Annotated in this window: 14 protein-coding genes and 1 tRNA gene; 10 read left to right on the top strand and 5 right to left on the bottom strand. The window is 73.3% G+C overall.

Translation table 11 applies throughout. From position 1 onward, the window contains the following. Window positions 1–11: 11 nt before the first annotated feature. Window positions 12–386: a hypothetical protein gene (locus tag ACZ51S_RS06880; RefSeq protein WP_468802488.1), complete on the top strand. Its 375-nt coding sequence runs from the start codon at window positions 12–14 to the stop codon at window positions 384–386. A 94-nt stretch (window positions 387–480) separates the two neighbouring features. Here the strand turns inward: ACZ51S_RS06880 and ACZ51S_RS06875 are convergent, their stop codons facing one another. Continuing rightward, window positions 481–705, bottom strand: coding sequence for a hypothetical protein (locus ACZ51S_RS06875; RefSeq protein ID WP_468802489.1), 225 nt, complete (start codon window positions 703–705; stop codon window positions 481–483). 260 nt (window positions 706–965) lie between these two features. On the opposite strand from ACZ51S_RS06875, the gene ACZ51S_RS06870 reads away from it, so the two are divergent. The 5 genes from ACZ51S_RS06870 to ACZ51S_RS06850 are packed head-to-tail and all read left to right on the top strand — an operon-like array spanning window position 966 to window position 5,220. Next, entirely contained in the window at window positions 966–3,191 is a 2,226-nt protein-coding gene (locus tag ACZ51S_RS06870) for a sensor histidine kinase (protein ID WP_468802490.1), read from the top strand. Window positions 3,192–3,214: 23 nt separating this feature from the next. Further along, a complete protein-coding gene (locus ACZ51S_RS06865) occupies window positions 3,215–3,646 on the top strand; it encodes a roadblock/LC7 domain-containing protein (RefSeq protein WP_388932219.1) in 432 nt (143 codons plus the stop codon). Continuing rightward, a complete protein-coding gene (locus ACZ51S_RS06860; protein ID WP_468802491.1) occupies window positions 3,643–4,080 on the top strand; it encodes a DUF742 domain-containing protein in 438 nt (145 codons plus the stop codon). The genes ACZ51S_RS06865 and ACZ51S_RS06860 overlap by 4 nt, the downstream gene beginning before the upstream one ends. Next, window positions 4,058–4,678 (top strand): GTP-binding protein, encoded by a 621-nt coding sequence (locus tag ACZ51S_RS06855; protein ID WP_468802492.1) that lies wholly within the window; start codon window positions 4,058–4,060, stop codon window positions 4,676–4,678. Before ACZ51S_RS06860 ends, ACZ51S_RS06855 begins: the two co-directional genes overlap by 23 nt. Continuing rightward, window positions 4,675–5,220: a GAF domain-containing protein gene (locus ACZ51S_RS06850; RefSeq protein WP_388931042.1), complete on the top strand. Its 546-nt coding sequence runs from the start codon at window positions 4,675–4,677 to the stop codon at window positions 5,218–5,220. The genes ACZ51S_RS06855 and ACZ51S_RS06850 overlap by 4 nt, the downstream gene beginning before the upstream one ends. A 24-nt stretch (window positions 5,221–5,244) precedes the next feature. Here the strand turns inward: ACZ51S_RS06850 and ACZ51S_RS06845 are convergent, their stop codons facing one another. Continuing rightward, window positions 5,245–6,141, bottom strand: a complete 897-nt coding sequence (locus ACZ51S_RS06845; protein WP_468802493.1) for a transketolase family protein — start codon at window positions 6,139–6,141, stop codon at window positions 5,245–5,247. Window positions 6,142–6,153: 12 nt separating this feature from the next. Further along, on the bottom strand, window positions 6,154–6,855 hold the full coding sequence (locus ACZ51S_RS06840; RefSeq protein ID WP_468802494.1) for a transketolase: 702 nt from the start codon (window positions 6,853–6,855) through the stop codon (window positions 6,154–6,156). A gap of 158 nt (window positions 6,856–7,013) precedes the next feature. Here ACZ51S_RS06840 and ACZ51S_RS06835 point away from each other — a divergent pair. From ACZ51S_RS06835 to ACZ51S_RS06820, 4 genes are all read left to right on the top strand, one after another. Then, window positions 7,014–7,087, top strand: a tRNA-Pro gene (locus ACZ51S_RS06835). Window positions 7,088–7,917: 830 nt separating this feature from the next. Beyond that, window positions 7,918–9,483 (top strand): S8 family serine peptidase, encoded by a 1,566-nt coding sequence (locus tag ACZ51S_RS06830; protein WP_468959980.1) that lies wholly within the window; start codon window positions 7,918–7,920, stop codon window positions 9,481–9,483. A gap of 174 nt (window positions 9,484–9,657) precedes the next feature. Next, window positions 9,658–11,328: a peptidoglycan-binding protein gene (locus tag ACZ51S_RS06825; RefSeq protein ID WP_468802496.1), complete on the top strand. Its 1,671-nt coding sequence runs from the start codon at window positions 9,658–9,660 to the stop codon at window positions 11,326–11,328. 106 nt (window positions 11,329–11,434) lie between these two features. Then, window positions 11,435–14,320, top strand: coding sequence for an ATP-binding protein (locus tag ACZ51S_RS06820; protein ID WP_468959978.1), 2,886 nt, complete (start codon window positions 11,435–11,437; stop codon window positions 14,318–14,320). A gap of 66 nt (window positions 14,321–14,386) precedes the next feature. Here ACZ51S_RS06820 and ACZ51S_RS06815 read toward each other — a convergent pair whose 3' ends face one another. Together ACZ51S_RS06815 and ACZ51S_RS06810 are read right to left on the bottom strand one after the other, a co-directional pair. Next, entirely contained in the window at window positions 14,387–16,099 is a 1,713-nt protein-coding gene (locus tag ACZ51S_RS06815) for an ABC transporter ATP-binding protein (RefSeq protein WP_468959975.1), read from the bottom strand. Next, a complete protein-coding gene (locus tag ACZ51S_RS06810; RefSeq protein WP_468479970.1) occupies window positions 16,096–17,934 on the bottom strand; it encodes an ABC transporter ATP-binding protein in 1,839 nt (612 codons plus the stop codon). The genes ACZ51S_RS06815 and ACZ51S_RS06810 overlap by 4 nt, the downstream gene beginning before the upstream one ends. Window positions 17,935–17,946: the final 12 nt, after the last annotated feature.

Below are 17,946 nucleotides of genomic sequence, written 5' to 3'. Positions count from 1 at the left end.
CGCTCCCCGGAATGGAACGCGCAGAGGTACTCAAGCGGGTGATCGGCATCCTCACCGACGCCCAGGACTTCCGCCTGGCCGCCGAGGCGGGAGACCTCGCGGAGTACGACGACGGCCCGCCGGACACGGCCGGAGTGGCCACCCTGCTCCTGAACGAGATGCTGCCCTCCATCCGGGTGCCCGCCGACGCCTCTCCCCAGGAGGTGGCGGCGCTGGTGGCCCGGGCGCTGGGCCCGGCCCTGCACACGATGGTCTCCGGGTTCAGCCTCGCCTTCACCAGCCTGGCGATGGCGCACGACAGCGGCCGGACGGACATCTCCTCGATGCAGGTCCTCCAGGAACTCGCGCTGGAGATCGAGGCCGGTACGTACGACGAAGGCCCGTAGGCGGCGCCGCGGCCGTCGCTCCGGGCCGCGGCCGTCACCCCGATCGGTGGCCGTCACCCGGACCGGTGGCCGTCACCCGGACCGGTGGCCGTGGTCACCCTGATCCGCGGCCGCCCTCGTCGCCGTGCGGCTCGTCCCCGCCGTGCCCGCCGCGCATCCTCCGCTCCTGCCGCCTCCTCAGGTCCTCGGGCGTCGTCCCCGCCACCGGCTTGCTGGCCTCCGGGTGCACCGGGTCGGGACCGGGATGGTCCTGCGCCTGCTCCTCCCGGCCCTCCCGGCCCTTCCGCGGCTCCTTGTCCCGTTCCGCCGTGCCCTCCATGGCTGCTCCCTCCTGGTTCGTCCCGTAGCCCTGCCCCTGCCCGCCCCTCCCGCGCCCATGCGGGGCGGCGCGGCCCGATGCCCGCGCGACCGGCGCATTCGGGCTGTCGTACGAGCGCTCCGTCGGGAGCGGGAAGCACCCCGGTGAAGTTCCCCAACTGGGCGACTTCCGCGGGACCGTGCGGTCTAGCGTGGGTATCCGGTGATCAACACCGGCCCCGCGACACGCTGGGGGCCGGGCCCCACGTACCGAGGACGCCGATGTCCGGACTCCGCACCGCCCGCCACTCCCCGTCGAGACACGCCGTGACGGGGCCGGGCCGTCAGCTACGCCCCCAGATGGTCCGCGCCGCCGTGCTGCCCACGCTCGCCGCCGGGCTCAGCGGGGCGGCCGCGGTCATGTTCACCCTCCACCTCGGCGGGGGCTCCGGCACACGGGACGACCGGCTGTGGCCGGTGCTGGCGGGCTGCGCGCTGCTCGCCGCCGGCGCGCTCGCCGCCGCCCTCCTCGGGGCCCAGCGTGCCGCCAAGGCCGTCCGCGACCGCTGCGAGGCGCTGCGCCGCTCCAGCGTGCGGGGGCGCGAGGAGTTGCGGACCGCCGGCGAGCGGCTCCAGCGCGGCGAGGCGGTGGCCCGCCCCGCGCGCGGGGACCGGGCCGGCGCCCCGCCGGAGGGCGACCAGGCCGGAGTGGACGAGTTCTGGCTGCTCGCGCAGGAGTTGAGGGTCGCGAGGGAGCAGGCGCAGGCGACCCTCGTACGGCTGGCGCTGCCGGCGCCACCGACCGACAGCGACCGCAAGGTGGAGGTGTTCGTCAACCTCGCCCGCCGGCTCCAGTCGCTCGTGCACCGCGAGATCTCGCTGCTCGACGGGCTGGAGGACACCGTCGAGGACCCCGACCTGCTGAAGGAGCTCTTCCACGTCGACCACCTCGCCACCCGGATCCGCCGGCACGCCGAGAACCTCGCCGTGCTCGGCGGGGCCGCCTCCCGGCGCCAGTGGACCCGGCCCATCGACCTGAGCGAGGTGCTGCGCTCCTCGGTCGCCGAGGTCGAGCAGTACACACGGGTCAAGGTGGTGCCCCCGGCGGGCGGCACCGTCCGGGGCCACGCCGTCGCCGACGTGGTGCACCTGCTGGCCGAACTGGTGGAGAACGCCACCGTGTTCTCCGCCCCCGACACGGACGTGGTGGTGCGGGCGGAGCGGGTCACCGCCGGGATCGCGGTCGAGGTGGAGGACCGCGGACTGGGCATGCCGGCGGAGGAGCAGCACCGGATGAACACGCTGCTGCGCGACCCCGACCAGGTGAGCGTCCGGCACCTGCTGGCCGACGGCCGGATCGGCCTGTTCGTGGTGTCGGCGCTGGCCCGGCGGCACGGGATCGCCGTCGAGCTGAAGTCCAACATCTACGGCGGGGTGCTCGCCGTGCTGGTGCTGCCCCAGGGCCTGCTGGGTGCGGAGCCGGCGAACGAGGCCGACGCGGCGGGCGGTTCGCGCGCCACCTCGTGGGGCACCGTCTCCTGGCCGGCCCCGGTTCCGGTCCCCGCCCCGGAGTCCGCCGTCCGCCGGGAGACCCCGGCACCGGCGGTACGGTCCCCGCTGCCGGCTCCGGAGGCCCGGGCCGTGGAGCCGGCCCGGAACCCGGCGGTACCGCCCGCCCACCCGGCCGGGACGCCGGCCGCCGACACGGACCCGGCCCGCGCCGCGTACCCGTCCGCCGCGCCGGCCCGTCCCACGGACCCGGCTCGCCCGGCGTACCCGTCCGCCGCGCCGCCTCGGGCGTCGCGGTACGCGGACCCGGCCTCGGCTCAGGCCCCCGACGGTGGCCGGGCCCCGGCCCGGGGCCAGGCGGGGGACCCGGCCCAGGATCCTGCCCGGGCGTCGTACGCGGGCCCCGCCCCGGCCCCTGCCCCCGACCCGGAGGCGGGCCCGGCCGAGGCGCGGGGGGCCCGCGGTGTCCGGAGCCCGGGCCACGCCCCCTGGGATTCCGCCCGCACCCTGGAGCCGGTCCGGCTCCTGGACGCGGACCCCGCCCGGGGCGCGGGCCCGGCACCGGACACGGCCTGGCCGCTGGACACCGGCACGGATCCGGGAGCGGCCTGGGCAGCAGCTCCGGCAGCTCCACCAGTCCCAGTAGCCCCAGCTGCTCCGGCAGCCCCCGCAGCCCCGGAGCCGGCACCGCCCACGGGGCTCGAACCGGTCAAGCGCCCCCGCCCGGGAGGGGACCCGGCGGTCACACGGCCGACGGAACCGCAGCCGGGGCCGGCCCCCGCCCCCCTGCCGCGCCGCATCCCGCAGCAGACCTCCGCCCCCGAGGAGGCCCGGCCGTCCCTGCCCCGGCGCAACGCCCAGCAGCACCTCGCGCCCCAGCTGCGCGACACCCCCGCCCCCCGGCGGGCCGACGCGACCGAACACCCCCTGCACGACCCCGGCCTGATGGCGGCCTTCCAGCGGGGCTTCGGCCTCGCCCAGTCGGACGAACAGGCATGAACCCCAGCAAGGAGCACACCCCCATGGCCGGCGAACTGGCGACCAAGACAGTCAGCCTCTCCGATCTCGACTGGCTGCTCAGCGGTCTCGTCCAACGGGTGCCGTACACCCGCAGCGCGGTCCTGCTCACCGCCGACGGACTCGTCACCTGCGTCCACGGCATGGACTCCGACAGCGCCGACCACATGGCCGCCCTCGCCTGTGGCCTGTACTCCCTGGGACGCAGCGCCGGAGCCCGCTTCGGGGACGGCGCCGAGGTCCGGCAGGTGGTCGTGGAGCTCGACACGGCGCTCGTCTTCGTCTCGGCGGCCGGCTCCGGCACCTGCCTGGCCGTGCTCGCGGACCGGGAGGCCGACGCCGGCGTGCTGGGCTACGAGATGGCGATGCTGGTCAAGAGCGTACGGCCGTACCTCGCGGCCCCGCCGCGCCGGCCCGTCGCCGACACGGAGCGATGAGGGCCTGGGCGAGGGGGGTCAGCGGCTTCCCGGCGGGCGGTTTCCCCACGGCCCGGGACACACCATGGCTGGACGATTCCGCCGGCCGCGTCATGCGCCCGTACACGGCGAGCGGCGGCCGCACCCGCCCCTCCGTCACCCTCGACCTGCTGTCCCTGATGACCGCGACCGGCGTCCGCCCGGGGGTACCGCTCGGCACCGAGCACACCCTCGCCCTGCGCATGTGCGCGGGCGCGGCGGCGGTGACGGTCGCCGAGGTGGCCGGCCAGCTGCGGCTCCCGGCCGTGGTGGTGAAGGTGCTGCTGTCCGACCTGATGGAGTACGGGGCCGTCATGGCACAGGCACCCCGGTTCCCCCACGGCGGCGGCTCGCTCGCCGCCGACGACCTGTCGCTGCTGAGGGCGGTGCTCGATGGCCTGCGCCGACGGCTGTGAGACGGCGGCCCCGGCCCTGCCCCCGACCTTGAAGATCCTGGTCGCGGGCGGGTTCGGGGCCGGGAAGACCACCTTCGTGGGCGCGGTGAGCGAGATCGAGCCGCTGTGCACGGAGGAACTGCTGAGCGGGCTGGGCGAGGGCTCCGACCCGCTCGACGGGCCGGCCGCGAAGACGGCCACGACGGTCGCGCTGGACTTCGGGCGCATCACCCTGGACGACCGGCACGTCCTGTACCTCTTCGGCATGCCCGGGCAGGAACGCTTCTGGTTCCTGTGGGAGGAGCTGTGCGCGGGGGCGCTCGGCGCGGTGGTCCTCGCCGACACCCGCCGCCTCGCCGACTGCTTCCCCGCCGTGGACTTCTTCGAACGGCGCGGGATCGGCTTCGTCGTCGCCGTCAACGAGTTCGACGGCAGCCACCGTTACACGTCCGAGGAGGTCCGCGAGGCCGTGGGGCTGGGCCCGGGCGTGCCCGTCGTACGCTGCGACGCCCGGCTGACCCGCTCCGGTACGGGGGCACTCGCCGCCCTCGTCCACCACCTGCTGTCCACGGCCCGACAGGGCCGCCCTCCACATTCGAATCCGGGGGAACCACCATGACCTACTACGAATCGACCGGCCACCTGCTGCTCACCCCGGTGGACCGGGAGGCACCCGCACGGGCGGTGCGGCTGCGCGAGATGGACCTGGGCGAGCGGGCCGACGAGGAACTCGACGCCTTCGCGCGCCGGGTCGCCCGGACGCTGGAGGCCCCCTACGCCGGAGTCAACTTCGTCGGCGAGGAACGACAGTTCTTCGCGGGCCTGCACCACGGCCCGGACGCCGCGGCGAGCGGCTACCCCGCCCGGGTGCTGCCCCGGGACCACGGCTACTGCCCGCACGTGGTGGTGCGGGGCAGGGCCCTGGTGCTGGAGGACGTACGCGACTTCGCGCGCTTCGCGGGCAACGCCGTCGTCGACGAGAGCGGGGTGCGCTCGTACCTCGGAGCGCCCCTCACCGACCGGCGCGGCTTCGTCCTCGGCACGGTGTGCGCCGTGGACGTGGTGCCGCGGCGTTGGGGGACGCAGGGCCTCACGACGGTCAAGGCGCTCGCCGCCGAGCTGGCGGAGCTGCTGCGCGGCCGGGAGGACCGCCGCGCGTGAGGGCGCCCCGGAAGCCCGCCGCCCTCAATGCAGGAAGGCGGTGATCCGCTGCCGCAGCGAGCCGGCGTCCAGGCCGTGGGCGGCGGTGTGCTCGTCGAGGGTCCCGTAGCGGCGCAGCTCCGCCCGCCCGACGCCCAGGGCGAGCACGCGGTGCGGGACCTCCGCCAGGGCCTGCCCCGCGGCCGCCGCCGAGGTGCCGGCGAGGTACGGCTCGACCAGCACCACGTCGGCCGCGGCCCGCCCGGCGGCGGCGCGCAGGGCCGCGCCGTCGAAGGGGCGCACGGTGGCCGCGTACAGGACCGTGACGTCGAGGCCCTCGGTCGCCGCGAGGACGTTGTCGAGGAGCGGGCCGACGGCGACCACCACGCCCGCGCGGCCCTCCCGTACGGTCTGGAAGCTCAGGTCGCCGAGGGGGCGCGGCGCGGCGTTCGACTGCTGGGAGAGCCGGACGTACACCCGGTCGTCCCCGGCGGCGTACGCGTGCCGCAGCAGCGCCTCGGCCTCGTCGGGGTGGCCGGGCACGTGGACGGTCCAGCCGTCGAGGGTGTCCAGCAGCGCCACGTCGCCGGGTGCCATGTGGGTGAACCCGCCGGCCGGCCAGTCGTAGCTGGCACTGGCACTGACCAGGACCCCGCCCGTGCCCTGGTGCCCGAAGTCCAGCTTGACCTGCTCGAACGGCCGCTCGACGAGGAAGCTGGCGAAGGTGTGCAGCACGGGACGCATCCCCGTGAGGGCCAGCCCGCCGCCCACGCCGACGAGCAGCTGTTCGCGGATCCCGACGTTGATCACCCGGTCCGGGTGCCGTTCCAGAGCCGGCCGGAACCCGTCCATGGAGATCTCGGCGAGCACCAGTGCCAGCCGGGGATCCTCGTCGAGCAGCCGCGACGTGACCGAGATGAACCGCTCCCGCATGGTGTCCATGCCGTTTCCCCCTCAGAACTTCTTCTCGACGCGGGCGACGACCGCGTGCGGCCGGCCCGGATGCGGTGTGGTGAAGGCGGCGTGCAGCGCCGCGTGGTCCCGCCCGTCCACGGTGACGGCGCTCCAGCCGGCCGCCTCGAAGCGGGAGGCGATCCCGCCGGGCCAGCCGTGGGTGGCGGAGTCGTTGTCGATCACCACGGTGTGCAGTGCCTCCAGCCCGGCCGAGCCGGCGTAGGCGATGGCCTCGTGGTTGCTGCCCTCGTCGAGCTCGGCGTCCCCGATCAGCACCCACACGGCGGCCTCGTCCAGCCCCTGGGCCCGCAGCCCGAGCGCGCTGCCGACGGCGAGCGGCAGCCCGTGCCCGAGGGAGCCGCTGCCGATCTCCACGCCGGGGATCAGGGTGCGGTCGGGGTGGTGGCCGAGCGGGGAGCCGTACGTGCCGAAGCCGGGCAGCCAGTCGACGGGGAAGAACCCCTTGGCGGCGAGCACGGCGTAGTAGGCCATCGGCCCGTGCCCCTTGGACAGCAGGAACCGGTCCCGCCCGGCGTCCTCGGCGCTGCCGGGCCCGACGCGCAGCACCCGGTCGTACAGCACCCACAGCACGTCGAGCGTGGAGGTGGCGGCGGGCCCGTGCTTCTCGGCCCCGGTCATGAGCGCGATCAGCCGGTCCAGATCGTCATAGCGGAGCCGGGTGTCCGCGGATACCTGTGTCATGCGGCAACGATGCGACCTCAAGCAAACTTGAGGTCAAGCCCGGGCCCGCCCCGCATGCCATCCGGCCCCGGCACCGGAAAGGCGTGCGCGACCACCCCCCGAAGTGCGGTATTGTTCTCGTGCCGGTCGGGCTGGGGGAAACCCCAGGTCAGCGGCATCGGGACGTGGCGCAGCTTGGTAGCGCACTTGACTGGGGGTCAAGGGGTCGCAGGTTCAAATCCTGTCGTCCCGACTCGAAAGAGTCGCAGATCAGGGGCCGTTTTGGAGCAATCCAAAACGGCCCCTGGTCGTTTTTTGGGGCCGTGCAACGCCGACTGGATCTTGTGCCCCGAGGCCGGGGGAGCAGTCGGCGCTGTCGTCATCTCGCAGGCGGCCCGGAGAGCTCAGGCGGCCGCCCGCCAGACGTTGACGAGTGCGCGCACCGAATGGAACCGGTGCTCCGGGGCGGCGGCCGTTGCGTTCTTGATGACGGCGAGCTGTCCGGAGGTGCCGCGCTACTGCCTCCTCATCGCCCTTCGAGGAGAAGGGGGAAGGGCCGGCCGGGTAGGGCTCGAGCGCCGGGACGTGGAAGGCGCTGAAGATCGGGTGTGACCTCAGCTTCTGGATGCTGCCATTGCCGGCCCGGCTCCGCCGGCCGATGCGGTACATCACCGGCGGCCGGCTCGATCGCCGGCTCCTCCAGGTGCGGGCCGAAACTTTTAGGTAGCGATACGGATTGTCTCGTTCCCCCCGTGCGGACGATGCTGTGGGGGGTTCGACGGTGGCTCGTCCGTAACCACACCTCGGTCGCCTGCTCGGACGCGACCGGATGTGCCATGGAGCCTCCCCCCAGAGGAGTGGCCGTCGAGCGTGGGCATGGCCGCAGGGGTCTCGCGGCCGTGCCCGCCCCACGCTGCGGGGATTGCGGGCACGGACCGGGTGGCCGTGGGGCCCAAGGGTACGGAACCGGGTCGCGGTGGCTTCGCCAGGCCGCCGCGGCCTGATTCGGCCTGCCCCGAGGCGGGGGTTGCTCCGTGGTTGCCGGGCCGGCGCGGTCCGGACAGTCGTCGAGGAGGAATCTGCATGAGTTCCCACGCTGTGGGCCTGCGCGCTGTCGCCGCAGGGTTCGCGAGTGTTGCCCTGCTGGTCGGGGCGGGTACGGCAGTGAGCGCGGCCCCCACTCCCTCGGGCGAGGGAGTGATCGTCGGCGCTGGGCGCGCCGACGTGGTGAAGGACTCCTACATCGTCACCCTCAACACGTCGATCGGACGCGGTGAGGTCGAGCGGCACGCCCGCGACCTGGCAGCGGCACACGGCGGCACGCTGGGGCGCGTGTACACCGACGCGCTGCGCGGCTTCTCCGTCCGTCTGCCGGAGGCCGCCGCCAAGCGACTCGCCGCGAACCCGGCGGTGGCCCGGGTGGAGGCGGACGGCATCGCGCGCGCCGCCGAGACGCAGACCAACCCGACCTGGGGCCTGGACCGCGTCGACCAGCGGGACCTGCCGCTGGACAAGAAGTACACCTATCCCGGCACCGCCTCGAACGTCACCGCGTACGTCCTGGACACGGGCGTCCGTATGACCCACCAGGACTTCGGCGGCCGGGCGGTCAGCGGCTACGACTTCATCGACAACGACTCCAACGCCTCCGACTGCCACGGGCACGGCACCCACGTCGCCGGAACGGTCGGCGGCAGCACCTACGGGGTCGCCAAGGGCACGAAGCTGGTGTCCGTGCGGGTGCTGGACTGCGGAGCGAGTGCTGCGTGGTCGACCGTCATCAGCGGTATCGACTGGGTGACGCGCAACGCCGTCAAGCCCGCCGTGGGCAACATGAGCATCTCCGGCGGCAGGAGCCAGTCCGTCGACAATGCGGTGGCCAACTCCGTCGGCTCCGGCCTGACCTGGGCGGTAGCGGCGGGCAACGTGTCCGGGGACGCCTGCTCCTACTCACCCGGCTCGGCGCCCTCCGCAATGACGGCGGGCGCGACCGAGAGCAGCGATGCCCGCGCCCCGTTCTCCAACTACGGATCCTGTCTGGATCTGTTCGCTCCGGGAGGAAGCATCACCTCGACGTCCCACTCGGGTGACACGGCGACGACCATCCTGAGCGGCACGTCGATGGCCTCGCCGCACGTGGCCGGGGCGGCCGCCCTGGTCCTGGCGGCGAACCCGTCCTGGTCGCCGGCGCAGGTCCGCGACGAGCTCGTGGCCGACACCACCCCCCACAAGGTCACCGACGCCAGGACCGGTTCCCCGAACAAGCTGCTCCACGTCAGCGGGGGCACCACTCCGCCGCCGAGCGGCCCGAAGTTCGAGAACACGGCCGACTACCAGATCAGGGACAACGCCACCGTCGACTCGCCGGTCACCGTGTCCGGGGTCAGCGGCAACGCGCCAGCGGCCCTGACGGTGAACGTGGACATCCGTCACGCCTACCGCGGTGACCTGCGCGTCGAGCTCGTAGCCCCCGACGGCAGCGCCTACCTGCTCAAGGGCTACAACGGCAACGACGGCGCGGACGACGTTCAGGGCACCTACACGGTCAACGCCTCCGGCCAGGTCGCCAACGGCACCTGGAACCTGCGCGTCACCGACAACGCCGAGGAAGACACCGGCTACATCAACGCCTGGTCCCTCAAGTTCTGACCGAGTTTTGACCCCATCAGCCCGCCGGGCCACACCGCCCGGCGGGCCGTAGCCAAAGATCCTTGTGAATCACGGTTCTATCACCAAAGAATCTTCGGCTGGATTTTCTATTCCGCCTACGATCTCCTGTTGTGGGGCTCGTAGGGCACCGCACCACTTTTGAGGAGCAGCGCGATGAGCGCCAGGCGTACGAAGAAGCCGATCCCGGACCGGAAGGGCAAGGGACGGCACAGCAGGACGATGAGCGCGGGCCGCATCACGGCCGCCTGCGCGGTCGCGGCGCTCGCGACGACGGCGGTCGTGTGGGTGCAGAGCGACGAGCAGGCCGCGCAGGCCACGCAGCCGGGCACGGCCAAGGTGCCCTCACTGGAGCTGGTCAACGGCAAGCTGTCCTACACGCCGGACGCGTCCAGGAACCGCATCCCCGACTTCTCCTCGGCCGGCTACAAGGGCGGCGGCGTCGCCCTGCCCGACGCCGCGGTCGTCGGACGCGTCGACGAGCGCACCGGCGACGGCGACGACACCCCCCGCATCCAGGACGCCGTCAACGCCGCCGCGAAGAAGGCCAAGACCGCGGGCGGGCCCGTAGCGGTCCTCCTGGGCCCCGGGACGTTCCGGGTCACGGCCTCGTTGAAGCTGGCGGACGGAGTCGTCCTGCGCGGCTCCGGCACCGACCTCGGCAAGGGAGGGACCCTGCTCCAGGCCAAGGGGGTGCCCGGCTCGCTGATCACCATCGGCGGGGACGGCGACTACACCCGGACGGGACAGCGGGTGACGATCGCCGACGACGTGCCCGTCGGCGCCACCAAGGTCACCCTCCAGGACGCCTCCTCGTTCAAGGCGGGGGAGCGGATCGTGGTCCAGCGCCCGACGACCCAGGAGTGGATCAACGCGATCGGCATGAACAAGATCCCCGGCGGGGAGTCCTGGACGCCGAACTCGGGCATCCTCGCCGTACGCACCGTGGTGGCCGTCTCCGGGAAGACCCTCACGCTGGACGCCCCGATCACGACCGCGATCGAGAAGAAGTACGGCGGCGGCACCGCCTGGCACTACACCCTCGCCGGCCAGGTCACCAACGCGGGCGTGGAGAACCTGGCCGCGGACGCGAAGGAATTCAGCGAGCACCCCGACTACGGGCGGCCCGAGGACGGCAAGAACAAGGACGCCGGTGCCTTCGCCTCGCGCCTGGTGACGGTAGGCGCCGCACGGGACGTGTGGGTCAAGGACGTGAAGCTGACCCGCTTCGGATCCGGGTTCTACGTCAACGACAACGCCAGCCGGGTCACCATCGAGCGGGCCGCCGACCTGAACATGAAGGTCCCCGACGGGCTGGCCCCGCCGCCCGCGTTCATGGTCGGCGGGCAGCAGGTGCTGGTCCGCGACACCACCGTCACCGGCGACCGCGTCCACGCCTGGACCACCCAGGCCTTCGCCGCCGGCCCCAACGTCTTCACCCGCTCCACCGCCACGTCCGTCACCGGCCACGGACAAGTCGACGCCGGCCCGCACATGCGCTGGGCCTCGGGCACCCTCTACGACCAGCTGACCATCAACAGCACCGACGGCGCCTTCATCGCCGCCAACGCCTGGGACGGCGGCACCGGCCACGGCTGGCAGGGCGCCAACAACATGTTCTGGAACACCAAGGCCGCCAAGTACGCCATCCTGACGCCGCCCACCGCCAACAACTGGGCGTACGGCATCACCGGCAAGCGGGTCGACGGCAAGCACGACGGCGACCTCCCGACCCCGCCCGCCCTCGGGACCATCGTCAGCCCCGGCAAGCCGGTGGCACCCGCCAGCCTCTACGAGCAGCAGCTCTCGGAACGCCACCGACCCTGACCCCAGCAGCACCGTACGGGCCCCGCGGGGGCGGGCCCGTACGGCTCGCGGCAGAGCCCCCGCGCGGCGCATCCGCCCGCATCACCCCCAGGAGAGCCAGCCTCCCGTGCACGCTTCACGGCCCATCCCCACCCCCCTGATCGGACGCGCGGCCCAGCTCGCGACGCTGTCCCGCGTGGCGTCCCGGCCGCCGGGCATCATCGTCATCACCGGTGAGGCCGGCATCGGCAAGACGCGACTCGTCCAGGAGCTCCTGCGGGCCCCCGCGCTGAAGGGCCTCCCGCACCTGATCGGGCAGTGTTCCGAGATGGCGGAAACCCCGGTCCTGGGACCGGTCATCGCCGCGCTCAACTGTCTCCCCGCAAGTGCGCTGCGTGACGTACCCGCACTCGCGGGCGCGCTGCGTCTTCTCCTGCCCGGCCTCGCCGGCTTCCTGCCGCCGTCGCTCCCGGTCATCAGCTACGCGCCGGCCGAGACCTACCGCCTGCACGGAGCCATCTACGCACTGCTGCGGTCCATAGACCCGGCGGTCCTGGTCCTGGAGGACGTCCACTGGGCCGACGCGAGCACCCGCGAGTTCCTGCGGGTCCTGACCACCCGCCTCCCCGCCGACCTCACGGTCGTCCTCACCGACCGGGACGACGCTCCTCATGCCGCAGGACCTCGTGGACCGGCCTCGTGGCTGTCCGGCGAACAGGTCCACGAAGTCCGGCTGGGCCCCCTGACCGCGGCGGAGACGGGAGAGCTGGCGGCCCGGCTGATGGGCGCGGACCACACGTCCGAGCACTTCGCCGAACGTCTGCACCGCCGCACCGCCGGCATCCCCTTCGCCATCGAGGAAGTCATCCGGCTGATCACCGACGGCGACGGCGACGGCGACGGCAGCACCCTGGACGACGACGCGATCATCCTGCCCGCCCCGGTGCGGCGGGTGCTCCTGGAACGTCTGGCACTCCTCCCGGAGCAGGCCCGCGACGTCATCGCCGCCGCCGCCGTGGCAGCGGGTCCCGTCACCGTCGACCTGCTCGCCGACATCACCGGACTGAGCGAGCACGACACCCGCCGGGCCGTCACCATGGCGCTCGAGCACGGCGTCCTGTACCCCGCCGCCGCCGGGACCCTCGACTTCCGCCACTCCCTGGCCCGCCAGGCGGCCTACGAAGCCGTCTGCGAGTTCGAACGGCGTCCCCTGCACCTGCGCGCGGCCAAGGCCGTCCTCGCCCACATCTCACCGCCGCCCCTCGCCCAGATCGCCCACCACTACCAGCAGGCCGGCCACACCAAGGCGTACCTGCGCTACACCGAAGCCGCCGGCGACCGCGCCACCGCCCAGGGCGACACCGGCACCGCCACCCGCCACTACCTGACGGCGCTGAGCGATCACTCCTGCGCTGCCGCCCGGATCCGGCTCGGCCTCAAACTCGGCAACGCCGCCCTGTCGGCGATGCCGGACGACGCCATCATCCCCGCCCTGCGCCGGACGCTCACCGAGGACGACCCGCCCCGTGCTGCCGCCGGTGAGCTGCGCCTCTACCTGGGCACCCTCATGCGCAACCAGGCGGGTCTCGGACTGGCCGGCATGGACGAGATCGCCCGGGCCGTCCACGAACTCACCGACACCGCGCCCGACCTCGCGGCCCGCGCCATGTCCACCATCGCCTTCCCCTCCGTCCAGGGATGGCCACTGACCCAGCACCTGGAGTGGCTGGAGCGAGCCGAAGCACTCATCCCGCGCATCACGGACCCTGTCCAGCGCACCGCCATCGCCGCCAACCGGGCCACCGTCCTCATGTTCACCGGTGACCCGGAAGCCTGGAACGCGGCAGCGGCCCTGCCCCGGACCCCTTCCTCCCCGGCCGAAGAAGTCCAGCTCGCCCGCGCCCACGTCAACCTCGCCCACGCCACCACCGCGCTCGGCCATCCCGACGCCGCCCGCGACTACCTCACCCGGGCCGACGCGATCCTCGAACGCAACGGCATCCCCTACCTCGAAGGGCTCGCCGACACCGCCCACCTGCTCCTCGCCTGGACCACCGGCCACTGGGAAGACCTCGCCGCGCGCGTCGAGCGCGCCGTCCACCTCTACTCCGATATCCCCGACCTCGCCGCCGAATCCCTCCTCGTCCGCGGCCTGCTCACCCTCCATCAGCGGGGGGACACCCCAACCGCGCGCCAGGACCTGACGAACGCCGCCCGTACCTCCCAGCTCGACACCGGGATCGTCCTGCCCGCCTCCGCCGCCGCCCTGGCCCGCATCCACCTCGCCGCCGACCGCCCCGACCACGCCCACGCCGCCACCGCGGACACCCTCGACCACATCCGCCGCACCGGCGGATGGCTCTGGGCCACCGATCTGGCCCCCGTCGCCGTCGAGGCCCTCGTCCGAACCGGCTGCCACGCCGAAGCCGGGCAGCTCGTCGAGGACTTCGCCGACGGCATCGACGGCCGCAGTGCCCCGGCGGCCACCGCCTCGCTCCTCACCTGCCGCGCCCACCTCGCGGAGGCCGGCCGGCGCCCGGATGCCGCCGAGGCCCTCTTCACCCGGGCCGCCCGCGCCTGGAACGAGGCCGGCAGACCGCTCGAGACCGGATACGCCTTCCAGGGCGCCGCCCGCCGCGCGCTCCCCGCCGACCGCCGGCGAGGACAGGAACTCGGCAACCGGGCGCTGGAGGTCTACGGGCGCATCGGCGCGACCTGGGACAGCGGCAACTGCAACCGCCTGCTGCGCCACCACGGGCTCACCCGTACCAACAAGCGCGGCCCCATCGGATACGGTGACCAGCTCTCCCCCCGCGAACACCAGGTCGCCGTCCTCGCCGGACGGGGGCTCTCCAACCGCGCCATCGCCGAGCAGCTCAACCTCTCGCCCCGCACCGCCGAGCACCACGTCGCCAACGCCCTGCGCAAGCTGGGAGTGAGCAGCAGGACGCAACTCGCGGACACCTTGGCCACGACCACCACGACGACCACGAAGCCCCGGGCAGCCGAATAGCAGGAGTGCGGTGCGGTGCGGCGCCTGCGTGTTCCGGTCCGGGTCCGACCGCCGTGGCCCGGCTCGTCACGCGCCGCCCGGGGTCAGGGTGACGTTCCAGAAAGCGGCGTAGCGGCCGCCGAGGCGCAGCAGTTCGTCGTGGCTGCCTTCCTCCACGATCCGGCCGCCGTCCAGGAAGACGACGCGATCGGCGCGTCGGACGGTGCGCATCCGGTGCGCGACCATCAGCACCGTGCGGCCGGCCATCAGGCGTTCGATGCCCTCGTGGACGGCCGCCTCGTTCACCGGGTCCAGTGCCGAGGTCACCTCGTCCAACAGCACCACGGGCGCGTCCTTCAGCAGTGCCCGCGCGATCGACACGCGCTGGCGTTCACCACCCGAGAGCAGCGCCCCGCCCTCGCCGACACGCGTGGACCATCCACCGGGCAGGCGCTCGATCACCTCGTCCAACCGGGCCGCCGTCGCCGCCGCCCGTACCTCGGCCTCGTCGGCGTCGGGGCGGCCCAGACGCACGTTCTCCTCGATCGTGCCGTCGAAGAGGTAGACGTCCTGGAAGACGATGGCGAACTGCTCCATCAACACCCGCGGGTCGACGGCACGTACGTCCACACCGCCCACGCGCACGGCGCCCGCGTCCACGTCGTAGAACCTCGCGAGCAACTGCAGGAACGTGCTCTTGCCGGAACCCGACGGCCCGACCACGGCCAGCCGTTGTCCCTGCGGCAATGCCAACGACAGGCCGTCGATCACCGTGCGCTCGCCGCGCCGGAAGGAGACGGACTCGAACTCCACGTCGTGCCGCACCGGCTGGACCGGTTCGGCAGCTTCCGGCAGCGGCTCGGTACGCAACACCGCGTCGAGTCGCGCCAGTTCGTAGCGCGCGCCGCGGATCTGGCCGCCGATGTCCGACAGGGACAGCAGCGGGTCCGCGCAGCGGGCGGCCAGCACCAGGATCGACAGGACCTCCGCCGCACCGATGTGCCCGCCGAGCGCGAGATAGGCGCCCAGGGCCAGCACGCCGGTGAACGTCATCTGCACCGCGAGCGTCGAACCCACCACGCCGGGCAGCGCCGACAGCGTGGAGCGCCGGGACGCGCGCTCGACTTCCCGCAGCGATTCGTCGAGCAGCCTGAAGCCTTCGACGGTCCGGCCTCCGGCGCGCAGCACCGGCTGGGCCTGGAGGTATTCGATGACCCGCCCGGTGGCCTCGTGGTCGCGCTCGTGCCGCTCGGCGTCGGCGGCGGCCGTGGAGCGGCCGGTCCGGACTTGGATCGCCGCCACGATCGGTACGGCGGCCGCTGCGGCCAGACCGATCTGCCAGTTGAAGGCCAGCATCACGACGACGATCGTCAGGGGGGTCACGCAGGCGGAGATGAACGGGGCCAGCAGGTGCGCGATCACGCTCATCGCCTGGAGGACGCCGCGGCCGGCCAGCACGGACAGCTCTCCGAGGCGGCCCGCGTCGTACCAGCCGAGGGGCAGCCGGGCCAGATGATCGCCGAGACGGTGGTACGTGCCGCGCAACAGCGTGGTCCCGGCATGGAAACCGGACCGGTCGCCGGCGTAACGCAGTACCGCGTAGCCCGCGACCGCGGCCCCGAACGCGGTCAGCACCGGCCAGGCGTCTTCGGGCGTACTGCCGAAGAGGGCCCGCAGCACGGGAACCAGCAGGGCGTAGGACAGGCCCTCGACCACCGCGGTCGTGGTCATCAGGGCCACGGTGCGACGCACCGGCCGGGCGTATTCGCGGCCCAGTACGCGCAGCAGCATGCGGATCATCGGAGCTCGTCTCCTTGCGGTACGTCAGCCAGGGTCGTGGCCGGGTCGGCTTCCGTCGTACGCCGGGATTGCCAGAACGCGGCGAACTTGCCCGGCCGTGCCAGCAGTTCGGCCGGCCTGCCCTGTTCGACGATCAGTCCTCCGTCCAGCATCACGACGGTGTCGGCGTCGGCGATCGTCTCCAGGCGGTGGGCGATGACCAGGACGGTCCGGTCACCCTCCAGCGTGGCCAGTGCGCGGCGCACCGCCTGTTCGGTCTGGGGGTCCGCGAAGGCGGTCGCCTCGTCGAGCACGAGGACGGGCGCGTCGGCGAGCAGTGCGCGGGCGAGCGCGATCCGCTGCGCCTCGCCGCCCGACAGACCGGCGTCCTCACCGATCACCGACCGGTATCCGCGGGGCAGTTCCAGGATGCGATCGTGGATGTTCGCCAGCCGGGCGGCGTGCATCACGTCGTCGAGGCCGGCGTGCGGTACCGCCAGCGCGATGTTGTCCGCGACCGACGCACGCAGCAGGCGGACGTCCTGGAAGACGAAGGAGACCGTCCGGTAGAGCTCCCGGCTGCCGAGGTCGCGCAGGTCCACGCCGCCCAGGGTCACCGAACCGTGGGTCGGGTCGAAGAACCGCGGCAACAGCTGGACCAGGGTGGACTTCCCGCTTCCCGACGGCCCCACGATCGCGGTGGTCGTCCCCGGTTCGAGCACCAAGTCGACCCCGCGCAGGACCTCGTGATCGGCTTCGTAGCCGAACCGGACGCCGCGCAGTTCCACCCGGTGACCCCGCCGTGCCGCCGGGTGCGCGGGCTCCGGCAGCGGCCGCACCGCGAGCACTTCCCGGATCCGGCCGACGGCGCGGCGGGCGGCCTGCATGTCGTCGAACCCGTGGCCGAGGGCGGCCACCGGAGCGGTCAGGCCCAGTCCGAGGAGCAGGAAGGGCAGCAGGTCGGCCGGGGCCATGGCACCGGTGGTGATCAGAGCCGTACCGCCGGTCAGGACGACCGACAGCACGAACGGCGGCGACAGCGCCACCTGCATCCCCGCGGCGATGCCGGCGAGCCCGCGCACCATCCCGAAGAAGCTGCGGACGAAATCGTCCACGGCCGTGAGGAACCTGCGGTGGGCGCGCCCCGACGCGCCGAACGCCTTGACCACCGCGATGCCCTGGACGAACTCGACGACGGAACTCGAGATCCGTCCCATGGCCGCGTCGAACTCCTCCTGCTCGCGCAGCCGGGCCGGGGTCATCATCAGGGGGACCAGCGCCACCGCCAGCACGACCGGTATCAGCGTGATCAGTGTGAGCCGCCAGTCGACGGTGAACAGGTAGACCAGCGACGCCAGAGGAACCACGAAGGCGGAAACCAGCTCGCCGGGGGTGTGGGCGATGAACGGGTGCACCGCGCTGACGTCGTCCCCCACCACCTTCGCCAGCTCACCGGTCCGGCGCCGGGAGAACCAGCCGATCGGTACCCGCCCGAGCCGCGCGGCCAGCCGCCGGCGGAGCGTCAGCTGCACCCGGCCGTCCAGGACGTGTCCGAGCCCGGAGGAAGCGGCCGTGAACAGGAGCCGGAGGAACAGGCCCGCGGCGCCCTCGATCACGATGATCCGTACATGGCCGGCATCGGCCGGGCCGGGCGCCAGCAGCGTGCGCCCCAGCTCGACGACCGCCAGCAGCGGCATCAGACCCGCGAGGGCGCCTATGACCTGCAGCGTCACCACGGCGGCGAAACCCGGGTAATAGGGGCGCAGCAGCGCCGCCGTGCTCTCTTCCGCCGCGGAATCGGCACCGGGCGGTGGTGCGGACCGCTCCCTGGCCTGGGTGAGGTCGGTGGTGGTCATGGTCCTCCTGTC

Source organism: Streptomyces sp. NPDC034043 (assembly GCF_055575675.1).
This window is presented reverse-complemented; position numbering and strand designations above follow the sequence as displayed.

Coding starts and splice junctions, on each gene's coding strand:
- ACZ51S_RS06825 (WP_468802496.1), top strand. CDS start 9,658: ATGAGCGCCAGGCGTACGAAGAAGCCGATCCCGGACCGGAAGGGCAAG.
- ACZ51S_RS06870 (WP_468802490.1), top strand. CDS start 966: ATGTCCGGACTCCGCACCGCCCGCCACTCCCCGTCGAGACACGCCGTG.
- ACZ51S_RS06850 (WP_388931042.1), top strand. CDS start 4,675: ATGACCTACTACGAATCGACCGGCCACCTGCTGCTCACCCCGGTGGAC.
- ACZ51S_RS06830 (WP_468959980.1), top strand. CDS start 7,918: ATGAGTTCCCACGCTGTGGGCCTGCGCGCTGTCGCCGCAGGGTTCGCG.
- ACZ51S_RS06855 (WP_468802492.1), top strand. CDS start 4,058: ATGGCCTGCGCCGACGGCTGTGAGACGGCGGCCCCGGCCCTGCCCCCG.
- ACZ51S_RS06845 (WP_468802493.1), bottom strand. CDS start 6,141: ATGGACACCATGCGGGAGCGGTTCATCTCGGTCACGTCGCGGCTGCTC.
- ACZ51S_RS06860 (WP_468802491.1), top strand. CDS start 3,643: ATGAGGGCCTGGGCGAGGGGGGTCAGCGGCTTCCCGGCGGGCGGTTTC.
- ACZ51S_RS06865 (WP_388932219.1), top strand. CDS start 3,215: ATGGCCGGCGAACTGGCGACCAAGACAGTCAGCCTCTCCGATCTCGAC.
- ACZ51S_RS06810 (WP_468479970.1), bottom strand. CDS start 17,934: ATGACCACCACCGACCTCACCCAGGCCAGGGAGCGGTCCGCACCACCG.
- ACZ51S_RS06815 (WP_468959975.1), bottom strand. CDS start 16,099: ATGATCCGCATGCTGCTGCGCGTACTGGGCCGCGAATACGCCCGGCCG.
- ACZ51S_RS06875 (WP_468802489.1), bottom strand. CDS start 705: ATGGAGGGCACGGCGGAACGGGACAAGGAGCCGCGGAAGGGCCGGGAG.
- ACZ51S_RS06840 (WP_468802494.1), bottom strand. CDS start 6,855: ATGACACAGGTATCCGCGGACACCCGGCTCCGCTATGACGATCTGGAC.
- ACZ51S_RS06880 (WP_468802488.1), top strand. CDS start 12: ATGGAACGCGCAGAGGTACTCAAGCGGGTGATCGGCATCCTCACCGAC.